Here is a 21,033-nt window from a genome sequence, read left to right as displayed (position 1 = left end):
TCGCGGCGCGGGGATCGCTCTCTTTTTATTCGTCGGTGTCTTTTTGTGGAGGGAGACCGTCGTGCGGGCCGGAGACCGGCTGGTAATGGACGCGGTACGCAAAAGCGGCCCGTGGCCCGTCGTTCTGGCGGTCACGGCGATCGCGGGAGCGGCCGGAGAACTGGCACTGCCCTACGCGGCCGGCCGGACCGTCGACGGCTTCGTCTCCGCCCGGCCCGAGACCACTTCCTGGCTGACGGCCTGTGCGGTGATCGTCGTCGGGATCATCCTCTGCGAGAGCGCCGGGGTCTGGGCGCGCGGCGCGAGCAGCGCGTACGCGGCCGCCCGGCTGCGTCTGTCGGTCCTGCGCCACGTGCTGGGCGTCGGTCCGGCCGCGATCCGCCGCTTCCCCGAAGGCGAGCTGGTCACCCGGGCCGGCCTGAACGCCGAGGAGGCCGGCCGGGCCCCCGAGTCCGTGACCGGCGCGCTGGCGCTGCTCGTCCCCACAGTGGGCGCGCTGGTGGCACTCACGCTCATCGACCCCGCGCTGACCGCGACGCTGGTCGCCGGGATCGCGCTCATCCTGCTCGTCCTGCGGGCCTTCCTGCGTGCCACGACCACGATCGCGGGCGGCTACCAGGAGGTTCAGGGCGAGATCGCCGCCCGGCTGGTGGACGCGCTCGGCGGCGCCCGTACGATCGCCGCCGCCGGGACCGCCGACCGCGAGACGCGCCGGGTCCTGGGACCTCTGGACCGGTTACGGGCTCACGGCATGGAGCTGTGGCGGGCGAACGCCTCCGCCGGCATCCAGGCGGGCCTCATCGTGCCGCTGGTGGAGGTGGCCGTACTCGCCGTGGGCGGGCTCCGGCTGGCCGCGGGCGACCTCACGATCGGCGAACTGTACGCGGCGGCGAGGTACGCGGTGCTGGGCGCGGCGCTGAGCACCGCGCTCGGCCACATCGGCGGCCTGGCCCGGGCACGCGCGGCAGCCGGCCGCGTCGCCGAACTCCTCGCCCTGCCCCCCACCCGATACGGCACCCGCCACCTCCCGGCCTCCCACGCGACCCCGGCCCCTCACACGGCTTCGGCCTCTCACGCAGCTTCGGTCCCCCAGGCGGCTTCGACCCTTCACGCGGCTTCGACCCCCCATGCAGCGGCCCCCCATGCAGCGCCGGGCGCCGACGCGCGGCCCGGCGGGCGCGGCGTGGTGGAGCTTCGGGCGGTCACGGCGGCCGGTCTGGCCGTGGACGAGCTGGTGCTCGCCGGGGGCTCCGTCACCGCCGTGGTGGGGCGTTCCGGTTCCGGCAAGTCGCTGCTCGCCGCCCTCGTGGCGCGGCTGGCCGACCCCGCCGGGGGAACGGTGCTGCTGGACGGCGTACCGCTGCCTGAGCTGGACCGCGCCGAGCTGCGGCGGGCCATCGGGTACGCCTTCGAACGGCCGGTCCTGGTCGGCGACACGGTCGGCGAGGCCATCGGACTCGGTACGGACGACCACGGGACCGTGCCCGCGGCGGCGACGGCGGCGTGCGCGGACGGGTTCATCCGCCGCCTGCCCGACGGATACGCGACCCCCATGGCGGACACCCCGCTCTCGGGCGGCGAACGGCAGCGGATCGGCCTGGCCAGGGCGTTCGCGCAAGGAGAACGCCTCCTGGTGCTCGACGACGCCACCTCCAGCCTCGACACCGTCACCGAACGCCAGGTCGGCAACGCCCTCACCGCCGAGTCCCGGGGACGTACCCGGCTCATCGTGGCCCACCGGCTGACCACGGCGTCCCGCGCCGACCGGGTCGTCTGGCTGGAGGACGGCACGGTGCTCGGCCACGCGCCGCATCACGAACTGTGGCGGGACCCGCGCTACCGGGCCGTGTTCCAGGGAGACGTCTCATGAGGCCGCTGCTGTGGCGGGCGCTGCGGCGCCGGCCGTACGCGCTGGTGCGCATCTGTCTGTGGTCGGTGCTGGAGGCGGGGCCGGCGTTCCTCATCGGGCACGCTGTCGCCCGCGCCATCGAGGACGGCTTCGCGGTGGCCCGCCCCTCCGTGGGGCTGGCCTGGCTGGCGGCGCTCGGCTGCACGTGGCTGGTCGCCGCGGTCGCCGCCCGGCAGGTCATCCTCGCCGTGGCGGCGGTCGCCGAGCCGTTCCGGGACGATCTGCTCGCTCACGTCGTCGGTGGGGCCATGCGCCGCGCCGCACACTCGATGTCCGCCCGCCCGGACACCGCCGCCGTCACCCGGGCCGGGCTCCAGGTCGAGCTGGCCAGGGACGCGTTCGCGGCGGTGGTCACCACCGTGCGCGGGTTCGCGTTCACCGTGGTGAGCGTGGTGCTGGGGCTGCTCACGCTGGCTCCGGCCGCGGCGCTGCTGGTGTTGCCGCCGTTCGCCGCCGGGCTGGGGCTGTTCCTGGTGTCGCTGCCCGCCCTGGCGCGGCGGCAGCGGGCGTTCCTGATGGCCGACGAACGGCTCGCCGAGTCGATGACGGGGATGGCCGGCGGGCTGCGCGACATCGTGGCCTGCGGCGCCGAGGACCGCGTGGGCGCCGCGCTGGCCGACCGGGTCGAGGCACAGGCGTCGGCGGCGCGCGGCCTGGCCCGCCTGACCGCCGCGCGCACGATCGCGCTCGCCGTCGGCGCCTGGCTGCCCGTGGTGCTGGTCCTGGGCGGCACGCCCTGGCTGCTCAGCGGCGGCGCCGGCGCCGGGGTCGTGGTGGGTGCCCTGGCCTACGTCACGCAATCCCTGGCCCCCGCCCTGAACGGCCTCGTCCAGGGCCTCGGCGTCAGCGGCGTCAGCCTGGTGGCCACCCTCCGCCGCATCGCCACCTCCGGACCCCTGGTCCCGTCCGTGGCCCCCTCAGGGGGCGCAGGGCGCTCGCCTGAGGTCCAGGTCCGGGCGGCGGGAGCGAGGCAGGCGCCCGCAGCCCCCATGGCGGGTCCGGGGCAGGCGTCTGCGGGCCTTCTGGAAGCAGCCCCCTCGGCAGGCGTGGAGCGCTTGCCTGAGGTCCAGACCCGGACGGTGGGAGCGGGGTGGTCGTCGATGGGTGGTGTGCGGTTGAGGGGGGTTACGTTCGCCTATGGGCCGCACTCCGAGGCGGTGATCGATGGTCTCGATCTTGACATCCCCGAGGGTGATCATCTGGCGGTGGTCGGCCCGAGTGGTGCCGGTAAGTCCACCCTGGCAGCTCTGATCAGCGGCCTGCTCCAGCCGGACGCCGGTGACGTCCGGATCGGCGGGGTCCCCGCCGCCGACGTGTCTCCCGCCGCGCGGGTGCTGATCCCTCAGGAGGCGTACGTCTTCCGCGGTTCGCTGCACGAGAACCTCACCTACCTGAGCGACGCGCCACCCCGCCAGGTCGAGGCCGCCATCACCGCGCTCGGCGCCACCGGCCTGACGGCGGGCCCGGCAGAGCTCGATCCCGGCGCCCTGTCCGCCGGGCAGCGGCAGCTGATCGCCCTCGTGCGGGCCTACCTCGCCCCGGCGAGCCTGGTCATCCTGGACGAGGCCACCTGTCATCTCGACCCCGCGGCCGAGGCGCGGGTGGAGGCCGCGTTCGCGCGGCGGGGTGGCACGCTGATCGTCGTCGCCCACCGACTCACCTCGGCCACGCGCGCCCGCCGCATCCTGCTCATGGACGCCGGCCAGGCCGTGGTCGGCACGCACGACGAGCTCGTCCGTAGCTCACCCACGTACGCCGACCTGTCCGGCCATTGGCAACCGGAGCCCGTGTCATGAAATATCCGGACGCAGCACGCCTGTCGTTCGTCGAGGACCTCCACGGCCACCTCGTCACCGACCCCTACCGGTGGCTGGAGGACGCCGCCGATCCCGCCACCCGTACCTGGCTGGCCGAACAGGACCGGCTCTGGCAGCACCACGCCACCCGCCTCCCCCTCCGCGAACACTTCCAGAAGCGCCTGACCGAGCTCAGCGTCACCGGCATGAGCACCCCGCCGGTGTGGCGCGGCGACCGGCGCTTCCACCTGTCCCAGTCCGCGGGGCAGGAGCACCCGGTGCTGTACTGCGACGACCGGCCCCTGCTCGATCCCATGGAGCTCGACGCCACCGGACTCACCACGCTGGACGACTGGCAGCCCGACTGGGAGGGGCGTCTGCTGGCGTACCAGCTGTCGAGGAGCGGGGACGAGCGGGCGGACCTGTACGTCATGGACGTCGCCACCCGCGAGATCGTCGACGGCCCGATCGGCGGCTGCCGCTACTCGCCGGTCGCCTGGCTGCCCGGTGGCGGGGAGTTCTTCTACGTCCGCTTCCACCAGGGCGTACACCTGCGCAGGCCCGGCGGCGACGTCCAGGTCTTCACCCGCGGAGCGGTCTCGTACGGCCTGCAGATCAGCGCCGACGGGCGCTGGCTGGTGATCTCGGCGGGCACCCCCGCCCGGAACGACCTCTACCTCGCCGACCTCTCCGCAGGCCCGCCCGAGCACCTCGAGCAGAAGGTGATCCAGGAAGGAGTGGCGGCGCGCAGCGCGGCGGCGGTGGGCCCGGACGACCGCCTGTACATCGTCACCGACCACGAGGCACCCCGGCGCCGGCTCTGCGTCGCCGACCCGGCCACGCCCGCCGCGTGGGAGGAGCTCGTGCCCGAGGATCCCGCGGCCGTGCTCGGGGCGTTCACGCTGCTCGACGGGGGCCGGCTCCTCGTCGCCAGGACCCGCCACGCCGTCGGTGAGATCGCGCTGCACGACGCCGCCACCGGCGAACGCCTGGGCACGGTCCCGCTGCCCGGCAGCGGCTCCATCGCCTCGCTGACCTCCCGCCCCGGCGGCGGCCACGAGGCGTGGTTCGCCTACACGGACGCGGCCACCCCGGTGGAGGTCTGGCGCTACGACGCCCGCGAGGGAACGACCACCCTCTGGTCATCGACCGCCGACGAGGCGCCGGCCGTGAGCGGTGTGGTGCGGAAGGGGTCTCGGGTGGAGAGTCACCAGCTCGAGTACGACTCCACCGACGGGACCCGGGTCCGCATGGTGGTCGTCGCGCGCCCGCACTCCGGCGGCCCCCGGCCCACGATCCTGACCGGTTACGGCGGATTCGGGATGTCGCTCACCCCCGGGTACGCGGCCGACTCCCTCGCCTGGGTCGAGTCCGGCGGCGTGCTGGCCGTCGCCAACCTGCGTGGCGGCGGGGAGGAAGGCGAGGCGTGGCACCGCGACGGCATGCTGGACCGCAAGCAGAACGTCTTCCAGGACTTCATCGCCGCCGCCGAGAAGCTGATCGACGACGGATGGACGACGCCCGACCGGCTCGCCGTCTGGGGCGAGTCGAACGGCGGGCTGCTCGTGGGAGCCGCCATGACGCAGCGGCCCGGGCTGTTCGCCGCCGTCGTGTGCTCCGCGGGGCTGCTGGACATGGTGCGGTACGAGAGGTCCGGGCTCGGGGCGACCTGGGCCGGTGAGTACGGCTCCGCGGACCATCCCGGGGAGCTGGGCTGGCTGCTCGGCTACTCGCCCTATCACCACGTCGGCCAGGGGGTCGACTACCCGGCGACGCTGTTCACCGTCTCCGGCGCCGACTCCCGGGTGGATCCGATGCACGCCCGCAAGATGTGCGCGGCCCTGCAGTGGGCGACGGCGGGAGAACGGCCGATCCTGCTGCGCCACGAGCGCGACGTCGGCCACGGCGCGAGAGCGGTCAGCAGGTCGATCAGCCTGGCCGCCGACGTGCTCGCCTTCGCCGCCGCCCACACAGGCCTGAAACCAACGCCATAAGCATTAGATCCAGCCGGACTCGCGGGCGATGCGGATCGCGTCGATCCGACTGCGCGCCCCCAGCTTCGCCGTACTGCGGTAGAGGTAGTTTCGGACCGTTCCTTCCGCGAGGAACAGCGAGGCGGCGATCTCGGACACCGTGGCCCCCTCGGCCGCGGCACCGATCACGTCCAGCTCGCGCTCCGTCAGCGGCGCCTCCGGCGGGCTCATCGCGGCGATCGCCAGCTCGGAGTCGATGACCCGCTCCCCGTCGGCCACCCTCCTGATGGCGTCGGCGAGCTGACCGGGCGGCGCGTCCTTGGCCATGAACCCCCGCACGTGCACGTCCAGGGCCCGCTTCAGCAGCCCGGGAGTGCCGACGCCGGTGAGGATGAGCACGCCGCACTCCGGCAGGTTGTCGTGCAGCTCGCCGGCGGCCTCCAGCCCGTCCTTGCCGGGTAGCGCGATGTCGAGCACCGCCACGTCGGGCCGGACCGTCTTGGCGGTGCGGAGGATGTGATCACCCCGGTCGACCTCCGCGACGATCTCGATATCCTCCTCATAGGCCAGCAATGCCACGATCGCTCCTCGCACCAGATGCATGTCTTCAGCGAGCAAGGTTCGGATCACTGTTGTCCTCACGGTCAGCCAGCAAGCCTGTGAGTCCCAAGTCTGACCTATCCGGCACCGGCTGCAAAGCGGCCGGCGACGTACCAAGCGGCCGGTCGGACACCTACAGGGGAAAGCGGGGCGTGATCATCGTCACGCCGGGCACGCTGCCGATCGAGGCCAGGGCCTTGCCCGCGTCGGCGAGCCCGATGGTCCTGGTGATGAGCTGGTCGGGGTGCAGGATCCCGGCCCTGATCATCTCCATCATCGGCGCGTAGGCGTGCGCGGCCATGCCGTGGCTGCCGAGCAGCCGCAACTCGTACCCGATCACCCGGTCCATCGGCACCGGCGTCGCCCCGCCGGGCAGCAGCCCGACCTGCACGTGCCGGCCGCGGCGGCGCAGGCTCTCGACGGAGGCCACGCAGGTCTGGGCGCTGCCCAGCGCGTCGAGCGACAGGTGCGCCCCGCCCCTGGTCAGCTCCCTGACCTGGGCGCCCGCGTCTCCGGCCGAGCCGTCGACGAAGTGCGTGGCGCCCGCCTGCTCGGCGAGTTGGAGCGCGTCGGTGCTGATGTCGACGGCCACCACGCGCGCTCCGGCCGCGGTGGCGATCATGATGGCGGACAGGCCGACGCCGCCGCAGCCGTGTACGGCCACCCATTCGCCCGGACGCACCGCGCCCACCTGCGCGATGGCGCGGAAGGCGGTGGCGAAGCGGCAGCCGAGACCGGCCGCGGTCACGTAGGCCATCTCCTCGGGGACCGGGATCAGGTTCACGTCGGCGTGGTCGATCGCCACGTATTCGGCGTAGGAGCCCCAGTGGGTGAAGCCGGGCTGGGTCTGCCGCTCGCATACCTGCTGCTCGCCGGCCGCGCAGGCGCTACAGGATCCGCAGGCGCAGACGAACGGGACGGTGATCCTGGCGCCGGGCAGCCAGTCGCGCACGTCGGCGCCGACCGCCTCCACGACGCCCGCGAGCTCGTGCCCGGGTACGTGGGGCAGGACGCGGATGTCGGGGTCGTGGCCCTGCCAGCCGTGCCAGTCGCTGCGGCACAGGCCCGTCGCCTCGACCCTGATCACCGCCCCGTGCGGCGCCGGCGACGGGTCGGGCAGCTCGCGCAGGTCGAGTTCCCCACCGAACAGGTCAAACGCAACGGCTCGCATCTCATGAGCTTAGGGTCAACTGCCGCAACTCGCGCAAGGCCTGGTGGGCGGCGGAACCGGGTTCGGTCGTGTAGAGGATGAGCCGCAGGTCCTCGCGCTCGGGGATGGACAGGACCTGGCAGGTCGTCTCGATGACGCCGACCGCGGGATGGGAGATGCGCTTGCGATGTTCCCTGCGGATCTGCACCTCGTGCCTGGCCCACAGTTCGGCGAACTCGGGGCTCAGCGCCAGCATCTCGGCGACCAACGCCTGGATGCCCGGGTCGTCCGGGTAGCGGCCCGCCGCGGCGCGCAGGTCGGCCACGGAGCCGCGGGCGAAGCGGCCCCTCTCCTCGTCGATGATGCGCTCGGCGATGTCGGGGTCGCGGAACAGCCAGCGGATGACGTTGAGGTCGTCGCGCGAGCGCGAGTCGAGGTCGCCCAGGAGCAGGCCCGCGAGCGGGTTCCAGACCAGGATGTCGTACTTGACGTCGACCACGTAGGCGGGCAGCTCCTCCAGGAAGGCGATCAGGTGCCGGACGCCGGCGGGCACGTCGCCTCTCATCCGCGGCGTCTCCAGCGCCTGGCCCGCCAGGTTGAACAGGTGAACGCGCTCGTCCTGGCCGAGCATGAGCGCCCTGGCCAGCGCGTTCAGCACCTGACGCGACGGGTGCGGGCCGCGGCCCTGCTCCAGCCGGATGTAGTAGTCGATCGACATGCCCGCGAGCTGCGCGACCTCCTGCCTGCGCAGGCCCGGCGTGCGGCGCTGACCGCCACTCGGCAGCGCGACGTCCTGCGGCGTGACGCGGGCGCGCCTGCTCCGGAGGAATTCGGCGAGTTCGGTGCGGTTCATACGTCCATCTTCCGTCAGGTTCCCGCCTGCTCGGGGAGCCGTGGGTGGTACCGCCGATCCCAGGTTAGGGAGGTCTCTCACGCTCCGGCCCGGCCCGCGTGAGGGTTGAGGCATGACGACAACAGCCCTCATCACAGGTGCCAACAAGGGAATCGGCTTCGAGATCGCGCGGCTGCTCGGTGAGCGCGGCGTCACCGCCATCGTGGGGGCGCGCGACGAAGAGCGTGGCAAGGCGGCGGCCCAAAAGCTCGGCCAGCCGTACGTGCGGATCGACGTGACCGACGCCGACAGCGTGCAGGCCGCGGCCAAGTGGATCGAGCAGGAGTACGGCAAGCTCGACATCCTGGTCAACAACGCGGGGATCGTGATCTGGCAGGAGGACGGGCGGCCCAGCGCCACCGGGGCGGAGACGCTCAGGGAGGTGTACGAGACCAACGTGTTCGGTGTGGTCACCGTGACCAACGCGATGCTGCCCCTGCTGCGCCGGGCCGAGGCGGCCAGGATCGTGAACATGTCGAGCGAGCTCGGCTCCCTGTCCATGGCGATGGACCCGGACGGGCCCATGTGGCCGCACAACTACATGCCCTACAACTCCTCCAAGAGCGCGCTCAACATGGTCACCGTGTCCTACGCCAAGGAGCTCTGGGACACGCCCATCAAGGTGAACGCCGCCAACCCCGGCTACTGCGCCACCGACCTCAACGGCCACTCCGGCCACCGTACGGCCGAGCAGGGCGCGGCCATCGCCGTCCAGTTGGCCACCCTCGACGCCGACGGCCCGACCGGCGCCTACCTCGACGATGCGGGTCCGCTCAGCTGGTGAGGTGTGGACGGGATGTCTCCGGACAGTAGGGAGGCATGGGACAAGATCTGGACAAAGAGCGATTCTCCGAGGCGGAGTACACCCGCTTCGGGGAACGTCTCCATGAGCAGCTCGCCGTGCTGCGCGAGCTGCTCGATAGACCGGGCTTCGGTGAGGGGCCGACGACGATCGGCGCGGAGCTGGAGCTGTTCCTCGTCGACGAGGCGGGCCGCCCGCTGCCGCGCAACGCGGAGACGCGCGACGCGCTCGGCGACCCCCGCGTGGTGCTGGAGCTCGGCCGCTTCAACCTGGAGGTCAACCTGACCCCGCTGCCGCTGGAGGGGCGCCCGTTCGAGCGGCTGGCGGCGGAGGTGCAGGAGACCCTGACCAGCGTGGACCGGGCGGTCGAGGGCGGCGGGGCGGTACCCATCGGCATCCTGCCCACGCTGAGCCCCGACGACTTCACCAAAGAGGCCATCAGCGACCAGAACCGCTACCGGGCGATGAGCCGGGGGCTCCGGCGGCTGCGGCTGGAGCCGTTCGTGGTCAAGATCGACGACCTGGAGCTGGCGGTCGAGGACGTCATCCTGGAGAGCGCCAACACCTCGTGGCAGGTGCACATCCGCACGCCGCCGGACCGGTTCGCCCGGCTGTTCAACGCGGCGCAGCTGGCCACCGGGCCCGTGTTGGCGGCCTGCGGCAACTCGCCGTTCTTCCTCGGCCGGGAGCTGCGGGAGGAGACCAGGATCGCGTTGATGGAGGAGGCGGCCGACGACCGGGACGTGGAACGGCGCTATCGGAAGGACGGCCGGGTCACCTTCGGGTCGGACTGGGTGCGCGAGGGGGCCTATGAGCTGTTCGAGCGGTACGTACGGGACTACGACCCGGTCCTGCCCGAGCTGACGGACAACACCGACCCGCTCGACGTGCCCGAGCTGCGGCTGCACCAGGGCACGGTCTGGCACTGGAACCGGCCCGTCTACGACCCGTCCGGCGGCGGCCACCTGCGGATCGAGATGCGCGCCCTGCCGGCCGGTCCGTCGTCCGCGGACATGGCGGCCAACACGGCGTTCCTCATCGGGTTGACGCTGGCGCAGTCGGAGCGGGATCTCACCGAATACCGGTTCGCCGAGGCGTACCAGAACTTCTACCGCGCCGCCATGCACGGGCTCGACGCCAAGCTGTCCTGGCCGGGCAGGGACGGCGAGTTCGCGGCCGCCGACCTGGTGCTCGACCTGCTGCCCGAGGCCAGGGAGGGGCTGCTCGCGGCCGGGGTGACGCCGTCCGACGCCGACAACGCGCTCGACATCATCCGGCAGCGAACCCGGCTGCGCCGTACCGGATCGGTCTGGCAACGTGAAACGCTGGCCACGTTCGGTGGAGATAGGGAGCAACTCGTACGGCGCTACCGCGAGCTCGCCCTATCGGGGCAACCCGTGCATACCTGGAGTTAGCCGAACTTTCTCGCCCCCCTGTCCGTCGAACACACCACGTGTTGGACGGAGAAGCGAGGAAGGCATGGCTGCAGCGGGGATGGTTCCGATCGACAAGACGCCCTTCACCTTGCGCAGGGCGACGGGCACCTTAGCCGAGGGGGCGGCCAAACTGGCCAGCGGCATCGGCGCCGTCTCCGTGGAGGCGGTGCTGGCCCAGGCCAACAGGACCGGGGTGCACAAGGGGGCGTCGGGGGCGCTGGGCTCGATGAACCCCAAGCCGGTCGACTGGTACGCCTTCGACGCCAAGGACCAGGACACGACCGACTGGTATCCGCAGGGCCTGACCTGCGGCGAGGACTCCGGCTCGGCAGGGGTGCCGGTGTTCGTGGCCACCTGGTACTTCAAGCCGTCGCCACCCGTGGTCGAACGCGGGATCAGGGTGAGCTTCCTCAGCCCGCGGACGCTCAAGTACCAGCACGCGCTGCTCGTCGAGGCCAAGCCGGACGGGTCCTACGGAGCGATCGACATCCACGCGGGCGGCGTGGCCTGGCACGGCGACCTGCTCTACGTGGCCGACACCTCCAAGGGGCTGCGGGTCTTCGACCTCAAGCACCTGCTCGACCTGCGCACCGCCCAGAACGATCTGGGAGATCCGGCGCGGATCGGCCGCCAGGGCGGCAAATACCACGCGTTCGGCTACCGCTACGTCATCCCGCAGAGCGACTCGTGGCGCGTCGTCACCAGCGGCCCCACCTTCTCGTTCGTCTCCATCGACCGCGGCACCACCCCGCACACCCTCATCTCCGGCGAATACCGGGAGAACGACCCCAACGGCCGGGTCGCCAGATGGGACCTGGAGCTCGGCGACGGGGCGCCCAAGGACGCCTACGTCATGGGCCTGCCGAAGATCCAGGGCGCGGTCTCGGCCGGCGACAAGTGGTACCTGAGCCAGGCGGCCGACGGCAACACCAACGGCAAGCTGCACGTCAGCACCCCGGGAAAGCTCGTCACCCGGCCCTATCCCATCGGGCCGGAGGACCTGACCATCCAGGGCGGCAGGCTGTGGAGCGTCACCGAGTTCAGGAACAAGCGGATCATCTTCGCCGTCAGTCTGTGAGGTGCTGGTAGAGCAGCTCGCGGTAGCGGCGGTCGAAGTCGTCGTACCGGGCGCGGAGCCGGCCCCCCGGCCAGTCGCCGGGCAGCAGCTCCTCGGGCAGCAGCGGGTCGGCCAGCAGATGGCGCACCACCGCCGCCGACAGCAGGAACCCCTCTCTCAGGTCCCCGGCCCGGTCGAGCGCGCTCTCCAGCCGGCGCGCCTCGGCCGCCCAGCCGCCGAGGTCCCACAGCAGAGGCGTGGGGTCGTCGTGCGGGCGGCCGTCGATCAGCGTGCACTGCGCGGTGACGCTCTCCGGCCACTCCCGCAGCAGGTTGGCCGGGCGCAGCCAGGTGCCCTCGCGCAGCTCGGCCAGGCGCAACGCGGTCATCGTGTGCCGGAACGCGGCCCGGTCGGCGGGGGCGCGGCGCTCGGTGGTGACGATGGCGATCTCCCAGGTGCCGCCCCACGGCCTGGTGTGCGGGTCGCGGCTCTCGTCCTGCCTGCCTTGGCGCTCGATGAGGCGATGGGACAGCGTGTACCGGCCGCGGGACTGGACCAGGTCACCCGCCGCCACCATGCGCGACAGCGCCACCCGCACGGTGCCCTCGGCGATGCCGAACAGCGCGCCGATGCGCACCAGATGGCGGGCGGCCAGCTGCGGCGGATGGCTGCCGAGCAGCGCGCTCAGCACGGCCGACCGGGCACTGAGGTTGTTACGCTCTTCCATCGCGTGTCGAGTATATGTAATGTCCGAAGTATGGGGCGCTATCTCATCGAATCGTTCGACAGCAGCGACCGTTACGCGACCGAGCGCTATCAGGGCGCGGCGGGGCGTAACTGGTGGAGCTGCGATCCGACGCTGCAACTGCTCATGCGGCGCCACCTGGGCGACGGCTTCGCCTGGGCCACGCCGTACCTGGAGAAGCTGGGCGCGCTGATGGGCGGCACGGTGGCCGAATGCGCGGAGGCGACCGACCGCAACCCGCCGCGGCTGGAGAAGTACGACAAGTGGGGCAGAGACGTCAGCCAGGTCGTCATGCCGCCCTCCTTCCACACGGCCCGGAACGCACTCATGGCGAACAACTTCACCTCCCCGGCCTTCGCCGACGAAGCCCGGGCGAACGGCGCGAACCCCGCTGCCCTCGCCGCGGCCTGGACGTACCTGCTCGACCAGGCCGACATCGGGATGGGCTGCGCGCTCGGCACCGGCGGTGACATGGTGGTCTCGCTGGCCGAGCGGCACGCGCCCGACGACGTGCGGGAACGGGTGCGGGCGATCTTCGCCGACGGGTTCTACTCCGGCGAGGCCGCGCAGATGTTCACCGAGCGGACCGGCGGTTCCGACCTGGCCGCGCTGGAGGCGACGGCCGTGCCCGACGGCGACTCCTGGGTGGTGTCCGGGTTCAAGTGGTTCGCCTCGAACGCCAACGGTTCCGCCTTCGTGGTGCTCGCCCGGCTCCCCGACGGCGCCGTCGCGCCGTTCCTGGTCCTGTGGGAGCGCCGGGACGGCTCACGCAACGGGGTGCGGATCAGGCGGCTGAAGGACAAGCTGGGCACCCGTTCTGTCGCGTCGGCCGAGGTGGAGTTCGCGGACGCGGAGGCGTTCCTGCTGGCCGGGAGCGGCTCCGGCTCGGGGCTCGGCACGATGATGAAGCTGACCAACGCCTCCCGGCTCGGCGTGGCGATGATGGGGGCCGGCGTGGCCAGGCGCGCGCTGGTCGAGTCGCTCTGCTACGCCAGGGCCCGCGAGGCGTTCGGCCGGCCGCTCATCGAGCAGCCGCTGATGCGCCGCAAGCTGGCCGAGCTCATCGTCGAGGTCGAGGCGGTCCAGGCACTCGTCTTCGACGGCCTCGTCGGCCCGCGCCTGCGCCTCGCGCCCGCGCTGATCAAGCTACGGGCGGCCCGGCTCGGCGTCACGGCGGCCAGCGACGCGATCGAGGTGCACGGCGGCAACGGCTACATCGAGCAGTGGCCGGTGGCCAGGCTGCTCCGCGACGCCCAGGTCAACCCGATCTGGGAGGGTGGCGACAACATCCTCTGCCTCGACGTACGGCGGGCCATGGTGCGCGAGCGGGCCCATGAGCCGTTCCTTGACCGGTTGGCGGCCGCTGTCGATCACGGCCCGGCGGGCGATTCCGCGACCGTGGATCTGGTTCGCGGCGGGATCGATGATCTGCGGAAGGCGATCACCGCTTGGTCTTCCCTGGATGCTCCGGTGGCCGAGGCGCGGCTCTATCCGCTGGCCCAGCTCATGGCCGATGTATACGCGGCGGCTGTGCTGCTGGAGCAGGCGGGGTGGGAGGAACGGGCCGGCTTCGGCGACCGGAAGGCTCTGGTGGCTCGGCAGTACGTCGAAACGCACCTTGTTGACAAGGGTCCGCTGCGCGGCATCGACCGGCCGACGGAGGATCTGGAGCGCTTCGACGATCTTCTTTCGGGGACGTTCATGGGCTGAGATCGGGTCGTCAAATAGCCTTCTTGCGGTGCGCCACATCCAGCGTAGGACCATCGGCGGGGTTGTGCTGCTGGCCGGGATCGCGGCCGTCGTCTCGTTCCGTCACATGCATGAATTGTGCTTGCGTCATGGTGAAGATCATTTCGCGGCGGTGCTCATCCCGCTCGCGGTGGATGGCGCCATCGTCGTCGCTTCGATGTCCATCCTGCTGGCCAACCGGTACGGTTCCCGCGGTGGCGTACTGGCCTGGAGCCTTCTCGTGGTCGCCAGCCTGGCCAGCCTGGGTGCGAACATCGCGGTGGCCGAGCCCAGCGTGATCGGCCGGATCATCGCTGCCTGGCCGAGTGTCGCTCTGATCGGCAGTTATGAGCTGTTGATGTCCCAAGTCCGTCGGTTGTCAGCGACCTCGAGCCGTGTACAGGACCGCGAGGAGACGCTGTCGGCCGGAGGATCGGACGTCTCCGAGGCCGGAGACGAGGTCTGTGGTGATCTGGCCCTGCCTGTGTACCGAGCTGGGCGCCCTGACCTCGAGATCGTGAGTCTTCATCGCTCTGCTTGGCGCTGGGCGCAGGAGAACCGACGTCCGGATGGAGCTCTTCCGTCTGGGAGGGTCATCGCTACGCAGTTCTCGCGTAGTCCTCGTTGGGGACGCTGGATCAAGAACGCTGGTTTGGCAGGGGACCTGGGCTGAGGTTGCGTCGATCATGGGCTGTGCCAGCGGATCCGGCTCACCCCCCACAGGCGTGGGGAACGGTGCTCCAGCAGCGCGATGCGCGCCTCCAACGTCGGCTCACCCTCACGTGGGGGTGAACCGGCGTACTGCCTCAGCTGATCTTCGGCCGCTCCGTGCTCCCCACGCCCGTGGGGTGAACCATCAAGCACGGGGTGCGGAAGGATGGAGCTGTGGTCAGCCGTGACCCGTCCGGTGCCGAGCAGTCGATCACCGTGAACCGCATCGTGGCCGCGACGGGCTACCGCCCCGACCACTCCATCGCCTCCGAGCTGCGCCTGGACACCGACCCGATCCTCGGATCGACCCGGCAGCTGGCCCCGCTGATCGAGCCCAATCAGCACTCCTGCGGCACCGTACCGGCGCACGGCGTCGACGAACTGTCCCACCCTGAGCCCGGCTACTACGCCGTCGGCGTCAAGAGCTACGGCCGCGCCCCGACCTTCCTGATGGCCACCGGCTACGAGCAGGTCCGCTTGGTTGTCGCGGCCGTCGCGGGCGACTGGGAGGCGGCCCACGACGTGCAGCTCGACCTGCCGGCGACCGGCGTGTGCTCGTCCAATCTGGCCGAAGCGCAGGAGCAGCGTGTCGGCCTGGCCACTGGAATCAGCGGAGGCCTGCTGGCCACCCCGCTGCCGCCGGCCACTGTCGGCGCCTCCGACGGTGGCGGCTGCTGCGGCTGAAAGCAGGGATCGATATGTCGGACGGATACCCCACCGCCGCCCAGAAGGAAGCTTTGCGCCTCATCTGCGACCACGGCCGGTTGCACACAGAAGAGCTGGGCCGCCGGTTGGTCAGCGCCCGGCGATCCAGCACCAACCCGGGATTCGCGCCGACCATCGCTCGCATGGCCGGCACTCTGGCCTGGCGGCTGCAGGCGCAGGGCTTCATCGCCGACGTCGGGGATGAGTGGACGACGACCGCGGACGGTCGCCGCCTGATCTCGTGCTCCACCGAGCCGGAGTGAGCTCCACCACCGACACCGCCGCCCCGCAGATCAGGGGCGGCGGTCAGCCGCGTCCCGGCCACGGATGGCGGATCGTCGCCGCGCTGGCCGTCACCCAGACCATCGGCTACGGCGTGCTCTACTACGCCTTCTCCGTCTTCCTCGCGCCGATGGCCCGCGACCTAAGCGCCACCAACGCCCAGATCGCCGCCGCGCTCACCCTGTCGATCCTGATTGCCGCGCTGTGCGCGCCACTGGTCGGCCGCCGACTGGATGCCCGCGGCGGTCGTGGCCTCATGACCGCCGGATCGATTCTTGGTACGACAGCCGTGCTGGCGTGGTCGCGGGTAGAGAGCCTGTGGCAGCTGTACGCGGTGTTCGCCGCGATGGGCCTCGCCTGCGCCATGGTGCTCTACGAGTCCGCCTTCGCCGTCATCGTCAGCTGGTTCGACGGCCCCACTCGGGAACGCGGCCGGGCCAACGCCCTGCTCGCGCTCACGGTCGTGGCCGGCTTCGCCTCCTCGATCTTCCTGCCGCTCACCGGGCTGCTGGTGGAGTGGTACGGATGGCGCCAGGCCCTAATCGTCCTGGCGCTGATCTACGGCGTGGCCGATCTATACCTGCGTCAGCCAGTGGCGCGCCGCATGCTGAAGGGCCTCCCAAGAACGACGCAGGCACGAAAGCAGAAATCGCGGGATACGCGACGCCGAAGACCAGGGTCCTCGTGCCGCCGTGACGAGGGCCGCACCACGTACTGCAGGCCCTTCGTGAGGAGTGCGGCCGGTAAGACGCTGGCGCGGTGCGCGCTGCCGTACATCACAGCCATCCCCACCGCTTGAACACCAGGAAGAGCACGGCGGACGCCAGCACCATCAGGACCAGCGCCGACGGGTAGCCGAAGGCCCACTGCAGCTCCGGCATGTGGGTGAAGTTCATGCCGTAGACGGTGCCGACGAGTGTGGGCGCGAAGAAGATCGCTGCCCACGCGGAGATCTTCTTGATTTCCTCGTTCTGGGCGTAGCTGGCTTCGGTCAGACGTTGAACTTCCGCGGTGTGCGCCTGGCCGACCAGCGTGGCTTTGATGGTGAGGGTGGTCTGGTAGAACTCGATCACCCCTTGGAGGTATTCCCTTTCCCCGTCGGCCACAGCGCGGACACGGTCGAACTGGTCGGCCATGTCGGCCACCAGCCGTTGCCCTTCAGCCGAGATGCGGGTGAGATTGGTCATCCTCCCGTAGATCGCGGCGCTCAGCGCGCCCATGGTGCGCACGGCGAGCAGCCCGTGGCGGGCACGGAACAGTTCATTGAGAAACTCCTCGGGATCGCCGACGTTTCCGCCCGTGACCCGCTGCTCCAGTTGCCACACGTCGCTGGTCATCGTCTCCACGTAATTTTCCTGATTACGGGTCAGGGCGGAGACGATCGCATAGGACAGTTCGAACGGCGTGGCGGGGTGCAGGCGGCCCGCCTCGATCCGGGTGAGCACCTCGCGGGTCTCGCGCAGAGCGGCCACTGGGTCGACCGCCGGGTTGATCGGCCCGTGGACGGTGACCAAATAGTTCCGGCCGATGAACTGGTCGAGTTCGAGGTAGTGCACGTGGCCGCGCTTCCCTCGTTCGGGGGCGTGCAGGACGACGAACACGTGGTCTGGGTAGGCGTGCACCTTGGGCACGCGGTTGCGCTCGACGCAGTCGCGGACCGCCATCTGATGGAAGCCGAAAACCTCCGCCAGCACGCGCGCGGCTTCCTTGTCACAGCTGGAGATGTCGACCCACACCAGACTGTCTTCATCGTCGAGCAGCGCCTTCAGTTCTTCAACGGGACGATCTTCAACGCCCTCATCGTTGATCAGTCGAATGTCCATTTGGTTCACCCCTCGGGCGATTCCTGTGGGTAGCCGGTCTGTGGGTGGCCGGTCCACCGAAAGCCGCCCACTCGTACTCCCACCCTCCAATGATCTCGCAACGCCAGCCATGGCGAACATCGGCAGCAGCGCCCACCCCTGAAATCTGTGCACACACGCGACCTGGCCTCCCGGCCCCGGCCGAGACGGTGCGCCGTCAATGTCGCGTCAGTATTTCCGGGCCGCGCGTCGAGATTGCGTAGCGATCAAGGGATTTCTCCAGCGACGGATCTAGCGTCCGTCATGTACGGCATTTCGCTGGAAGGAAGCAGATGTCAGAGCCCCGATTGTTCGTCCCCGTCCGGGTGGGTGCATGCGCCTCGGCCCTGCGGCTGTTTCGCACCGCTTCGGGCAAGCGGACGGTGGTCGCTTTCTCTTCGCCGCTCAGGCTGGCCAGGGTGCTCGGGACGGGTCAGCAGTGTGTTCACGGCGCCGGCAATGCGCGGCATGATCGCCGAGCTGGACGTCATCGGCATTGTCATCGACCCGGCGGGCACGATGGCCAGGCCCGCGAAGCAGGTGGCGTGATATGCGTTCTGCGGCAGGACCGGGCGCGGCAGGAGCCGCAGCCCGTCGCGGGGCCTTGGTCGGCTCGCGTGCACCGGGGGCGTGCCGCTGCCTGCGGACATCAGGCCGGGTGACGTCATCGCGGTACCGGCCACCGGCGCTTACCGCTACTCGATGGCCTCCACCTACAACCTCACCGGTCGTCCACCCGTGATCGCGGCCGCTGACGGGGCGGCCAGGGCGGTCGCCGCCGATCTGTCCATCCCGGTCCGGCTCCTCGACGGCGATCTGGCACGGCTGCCGGTGCCCGACGCCTCCTGTGACGTCGTTGTCTGCTCCCTCATCCTGTGCTGTTCCTCCCGGGTCACCGGGACGTTCCGGGAAATCCGGAGTGTGCTGCGCCCGGGTGGTGAGCTGCGTTTCTACGAGCATCAGCGCTCGAACAGGTGGCCGGTCGCGTTGTTGAGCGGCCTGGTGACTCCCCTCTGGTCGCGCGCTGCCGATGGGTGCCATCCCGCTCGCGACATCCTGGCGGAGGTGGAGCGGGCAGGGTTCGGAGTCGAGAGTTTGGACCGGTTCGCCTTTCGCGGCTTCGACCATGTCGTAGGAGTCGCCCGGCCCCGCTGACATCCCATCGAGACGCATCCATACGTTTTCTTGACGCCCTCACCAGGTCAAATAGCCCTTGACCGTCAGTAGGGTGCAATGCGTATTTATGCGGTCTTGACGGAGGGGTGACCGGGATGGTGCTGGCGAAACGGCCGGCCGAGACGGAAGGGACTCTGCGTTCTTGGCTGCTCCAGGGCCTGCAGACCGACCGCAAGCAGATCGAGCATGGTCCCCATGTGAAGCATCCGTGGTGGCGGGTGATGTGCCTCACGGGTGTGGACTACTTCTCCACGCTGGGCTACCAGCCGGGCATCGCCGCGCTGGCGGCCGGGCTGCTGTCGCCGATGGCGACCCTCCTGCTGGTCGGGCTGACGCTGTTCGGCGCGTTGCCGGTCTACCGGCGGGTGGCTGAGGAGAGCCCGTACGGGCAGGGCTCGATCGCGATGCTGGAGAAGCTGGCGCCGCAGTGGTGGGGCAAGTTCTTCGTGCTGGCGCTGCTCGGGTTCGCGGCCACCGACTTCGTGATCACGATGACGCTGTCAGCCGCCGACGCCACCGCGCACATCCTGGAGAACCCGTTCGTGCCCGACTTTCTGGCCGGACAACGGGTGATCGTCACGTTGGTGCTGCTGGCGCTGCTCGGCGGGGTGTTCCTGATGGGGTTCAGCGAGGCGATCGGCATCGCCGTCCTGCTCGTCTTCGCGTATCTGGCACTCAACGCGGTCGTGATCGCGATCGCGCTCGTGCACGTCCTGCAGGCGCCGCAAGTGGTCGTGGACTGGGAGCACGCACTGAGCGTGAACTTCAGCAGCCCGCTGGCGATGATCGGGTTGTCGCTGCTGGTGATGCCGAAGCTGGCGCTGGGCCTGTCCGGGTTCGAGACCGGTGTCGCCGTGATGCCGGTGGTCAAGGGGGACATCCCGCAGCGGATCAAGGGCACCAAACGGATGCTGACCGTCGCCGCACTCATCATGAGCGTGTTCCTGATCTTCTCCAGCTTCGTGACCACCGTGCTCATCCCGCACCAGGAGTTCGAGGAGGGCGGCAAGGCCGGCGGGCGCGCGCTGGCCTTCCTGGCTCACCAGTACCTCGGTGACTGGTTCGGCACCGCCTACGACGTCAGCACGATCGCGATCCTCTGGTTCGCCGGGGCCTCGGCCATGGCGGGCCTGATCAACCTGGTGCCGCGTTACCTGCCCCGGTACGGCATGGCGCCGGAGTGGACGGGCGCGGTCCGGCCGCTCGTGCTGGTCTTCTCGCTCATCGCGTTCGCCATCACGATCATCTTCGACGCCGACGTCGACGCCCAGGGCGGCGCGTACGCCACAGGCGTGCTGGTGCTCATGCTGTCCGCGGCCGTGGCAGTGATGCTGTCGGCCCACAAGAAGCGCCAGCACAAGGCGGCGGCTGGGTTTGCCGTGATCACGGCGGTGCTGGCCTACACGCTGGTGGACAATGTGATCGAGCGGCCGGACGGCGTGAAGATCGCCTCCTTCTTCATCGCGGCCATCATCGTCACCTCGTTGATCTCCCGCGCGACCCGCTCGACCGAGCTGCGGGTCACCGAGGTGCACCTGGACCCGCTGGCCGAGGAGTTCGTCAACGGGGCGAGCGGCGACATCCACCTGATCGCGAACGAGCCGCACCAGCGCGACCAGAACGAGTACAACGACAAGCTGCGCGAGCAGTGGATCAACCACCGGCTGCGCAGTGCCGAACCGGTCCTGTTCGTCGAGGTGACGGTGCCCGACGCCTCGGAGTTCGAGACCGAGCTGCACGTCAAAGGCGAGGAACGCTACGGCCATCAGATCCTGACCATCGACAGCTCGGCCGTGCCCAACTCGCTGGCCGCGCTCCTGCTCCACCTGCGCGATCGCACCGGTAGGGCCCCGCACATCTACTTCCACTGGACCGAGGGCAATCCAGTCGTGGCGATGCTGCGCTATCTCGTCTTCGGTGGCGGCGACGTGCCTCCGCTGACCCGCGAGGTCCTCCGCAAAGCCGAGCCGGACCTTGAACGCCGACCGCACGTCCACGTCGGCTGACCTTGGTGGCGTGCCGCGTACTAATCGCGTCAAGAATCGCGCCACGCCCGTATGGATGACGTCAAGAACGGCAAAACGGGCTTATTTCCGGGTTTTCCTTGGTCGTGAACCGCTCATCTCGGGCGGCAGGCAAGGTGTTCCGGACTGAGGAGTGGGGATGGCAGACGTCATCTTCGTCGCCCTGACGATCGCGATCTTCGTGGTCTTCGGGTTCGTCGTGAAGG

The 21,033-nt window shown here is 70.4% G+C and carries 18 protein-coding genes; 13 read left to right on the top strand and 5 right to left on the bottom strand.

What is annotated here, in order from left to right:
- Window positions 1-61 precede the first annotated feature (61 nt).
- Genes AB0B91_RS00510 through AB0B91_RS00500 form a run of 3 tightly spaced genes read left to right on the top strand, consistent with a single transcriptional unit; the run spans window position 62 to window position 5,699 of the window.
- The gene (locus AB0B91_RS00510; protein WP_358312565.1) at window positions 62-1,870 is read left to right on the top strand and encodes an ABC transporter ATP-binding protein; all 1,809 of its coding nucleotides are present in this window, start codon (window positions 62-64) and stop codon (window positions 1,868-1,870) included.
- Window positions 1,867-3,705 (top strand): ATP-binding cassette domain-containing protein, encoded by a 1,839-nt coding sequence (locus AB0B91_RS00505; protein WP_358312562.1) that lies wholly within the window; start codon window positions 1,867-1,869, stop codon window positions 3,703-3,705. The genes AB0B91_RS00510 and AB0B91_RS00505 overlap by 4 nt, the downstream gene beginning before the upstream one ends.
- Window positions 3,702-5,699 carry a prolyl oligopeptidase family serine peptidase gene (locus AB0B91_RS00500; RefSeq protein WP_358312559.1) on the top strand — a complete coding sequence of 666 codons (1,998 nt, stop codon included), beginning with the start codon at window positions 3,702-3,704 and terminating at the stop codon, window positions 5,697-5,699. Before AB0B91_RS00505 ends, AB0B91_RS00500 begins: the two co-directional genes overlap by 4 nt.
- A gap of 3 nt (window positions 5,700-5,702) precedes the next feature.
- Here the strand turns inward: AB0B91_RS00500 and AB0B91_RS00495 are convergent, their stop codons facing one another.
- The 3 genes from AB0B91_RS00495 to AB0B91_RS00485 all read right to left on the bottom strand — a co-directional run bounded on the left by AB0B91_RS00495 (window position 5,703) and on the right by AB0B91_RS00485 (window position 8,281).
- Entirely contained in the window at window positions 5,703-6,308 is a 606-nt protein-coding gene (locus AB0B91_RS00495) for a response regulator transcription factor (RefSeq protein WP_358034121.1), read from the bottom strand.
- 103 nt (window positions 6,309-6,411) lie between these two features.
- Window positions 6,412-7,449 carry a zinc-dependent alcohol dehydrogenase family protein gene (locus tag AB0B91_RS00490; protein WP_358312556.1) on the bottom strand — a complete coding sequence of 346 codons (1,038 nt, stop codon included), beginning with the start codon at window positions 7,447-7,449 and terminating at the stop codon, window positions 6,412-6,414.
- Window position 7,450: 1 nt separating this feature from the next.
- Window positions 7,451-8,281 (bottom strand): helix-turn-helix transcriptional regulator, encoded by an 831-nt coding sequence (locus AB0B91_RS00485; RefSeq protein ID WP_358312553.1) that lies wholly within the window; start codon window positions 8,279-8,281, stop codon window positions 7,451-7,453.
- A 112-nt stretch (window positions 8,282-8,393) separates the two neighbouring features.
- On the opposite strand from AB0B91_RS00485, the gene AB0B91_RS00480 reads away from it, so the two are divergent.
- The 3 genes from AB0B91_RS00480 to AB0B91_RS00470 all read left to right on the top strand — a co-directional run bounded on the left by AB0B91_RS00480 (window position 8,394) and on the right by AB0B91_RS00470 (window position 11,636).
- On the top strand, window positions 8,394-9,104 hold the full coding sequence (locus AB0B91_RS00480; protein WP_358312551.1) for an SDR family oxidoreductase: 711 nt from the start codon (window positions 8,394-8,396) through the stop codon (window positions 9,102-9,104).
- 35 nt (window positions 9,105-9,139) lie between these two features.
- Complete coding sequence (locus tag AB0B91_RS00475; RefSeq protein WP_358312548.1) at window positions 9,140-10,537, top strand: glutamate--cysteine ligase; 1,398 nt, start codon at window positions 9,140-9,142, stop codon at window positions 10,535-10,537.
- 64 nt (window positions 10,538-10,601) lie between these two features.
- Window positions 10,602-11,636, top strand: coding sequence for a hypothetical protein (locus AB0B91_RS00470; protein WP_358312545.1), 1,035 nt, complete (start codon window positions 10,602-10,604; stop codon window positions 11,634-11,636).
- Here the strand turns inward: AB0B91_RS00470 and AB0B91_RS00465 are convergent.
- Window positions 11,626-12,342, bottom strand: coding sequence for a PaaX family transcriptional regulator C-terminal domain-containing protein (locus tag AB0B91_RS00465; protein ID WP_358312542.1), 717 nt, complete (start codon window positions 12,340-12,342; stop codon window positions 11,626-11,628). The two genes, AB0B91_RS00470 and AB0B91_RS00465, sit on opposite strands and share 11 nt — an antisense overlap.
- Window positions 12,343-12,372: 30 nt before the next feature.
- On the opposite strand from AB0B91_RS00465, the gene AB0B91_RS00460 reads away from it, so the two are divergent.
- The 5 genes from AB0B91_RS00460 (at window position 12,373) to AB0B91_RS00440 (ending at window position 16,585) form a co-directional block, all read left to right on the top strand.
- Window positions 12,373-14,070, top strand: a complete 1,698-nt coding sequence (locus tag AB0B91_RS00460; RefSeq protein ID WP_358312539.1) for an acyl-CoA dehydrogenase family protein — start codon at window positions 12,373-12,375, stop codon at window positions 14,068-14,070.
- Between the two features lie 28 nt (window positions 14,071-14,098).
- Window positions 14,099-14,761 carry a DUF2637 domain-containing protein gene (locus AB0B91_RS00455; RefSeq protein WP_358312536.1) on the top strand — a complete coding sequence of 221 codons (663 nt, stop codon included), beginning with the start codon at window positions 14,099-14,101 and terminating at the stop codon, window positions 14,759-14,761.
- Window positions 14,762-14,973: 212 nt separating this feature from the next.
- Window positions 14,974-15,483: a hypothetical protein gene (locus tag AB0B91_RS00450; protein ID WP_358312530.1), complete on the top strand. Its 510-nt coding sequence runs from the start codon at window positions 14,974-14,976 to the stop codon at window positions 15,481-15,483.
- A 14-nt stretch (window positions 15,484-15,497) separates the two neighbouring features.
- A complete protein-coding gene (locus AB0B91_RS00445; RefSeq protein ID WP_358312528.1) occupies window positions 15,498-15,767 on the top strand; it encodes a hypothetical protein in 270 nt (89 codons plus the stop codon).
- Window positions 15,764-16,585 (top strand): MFS transporter, encoded by an 822-nt coding sequence (locus AB0B91_RS00440; RefSeq protein ID WP_358312525.1) that lies wholly within the window; start codon window positions 15,764-15,766, stop codon window positions 16,583-16,585. The genes AB0B91_RS00445 and AB0B91_RS00440 overlap by 4 nt, the downstream gene beginning before the upstream one ends.
- Here AB0B91_RS00440 and AB0B91_RS00435 read toward each other — a convergent pair.
- Window positions 16,563-17,609 carry a magnesium transporter CorA family protein gene (locus AB0B91_RS00435; protein WP_358312522.1) on the bottom strand — a complete coding sequence of 349 codons (1,047 nt, stop codon included), beginning with the start codon at window positions 17,607-17,609 and terminating at the stop codon, window positions 16,563-16,565. The two genes, AB0B91_RS00440 and AB0B91_RS00435, sit on opposite strands and share 23 nt — an antisense overlap.
- A 648-nt stretch (window positions 17,610-18,257) precedes the next feature.
- On the opposite strand from AB0B91_RS00435, the gene AB0B91_RS00430 reads away from it, so the two are divergent.
- Together AB0B91_RS00430 and AB0B91_RS00425 are read left to right on the top strand one after the other, a co-directional pair.
- Complete coding sequence (locus tag AB0B91_RS00430; protein ID WP_358312519.1) at window positions 18,258-18,782, top strand: methyltransferase domain-containing protein; 525 nt, start codon at window positions 18,258-18,260, stop codon at window positions 18,780-18,782.
- 116 nt (window positions 18,783-18,898) lie between these two features.
- On the top strand, window positions 18,899-20,809 hold the full coding sequence (locus AB0B91_RS00425) for an amino acid transporter (protein WP_358315647.1): 1,911 nt from the start codon (window positions 18,899-18,901) through the stop codon (window positions 20,807-20,809).
- Window positions 20,810-21,033: the final 224 nt, after the last annotated feature.

It is taken from the genome of Nonomuraea sp. NPDC049141 (assembly GCF_040648415.1).
GTDB lineage: Bacteria > Actinomycetota > Actinomycetes > Streptosporangiales > Streptosporangiaceae > Nonomuraea.
This window is presented reverse-complemented; position numbering and strand designations above follow the sequence as displayed.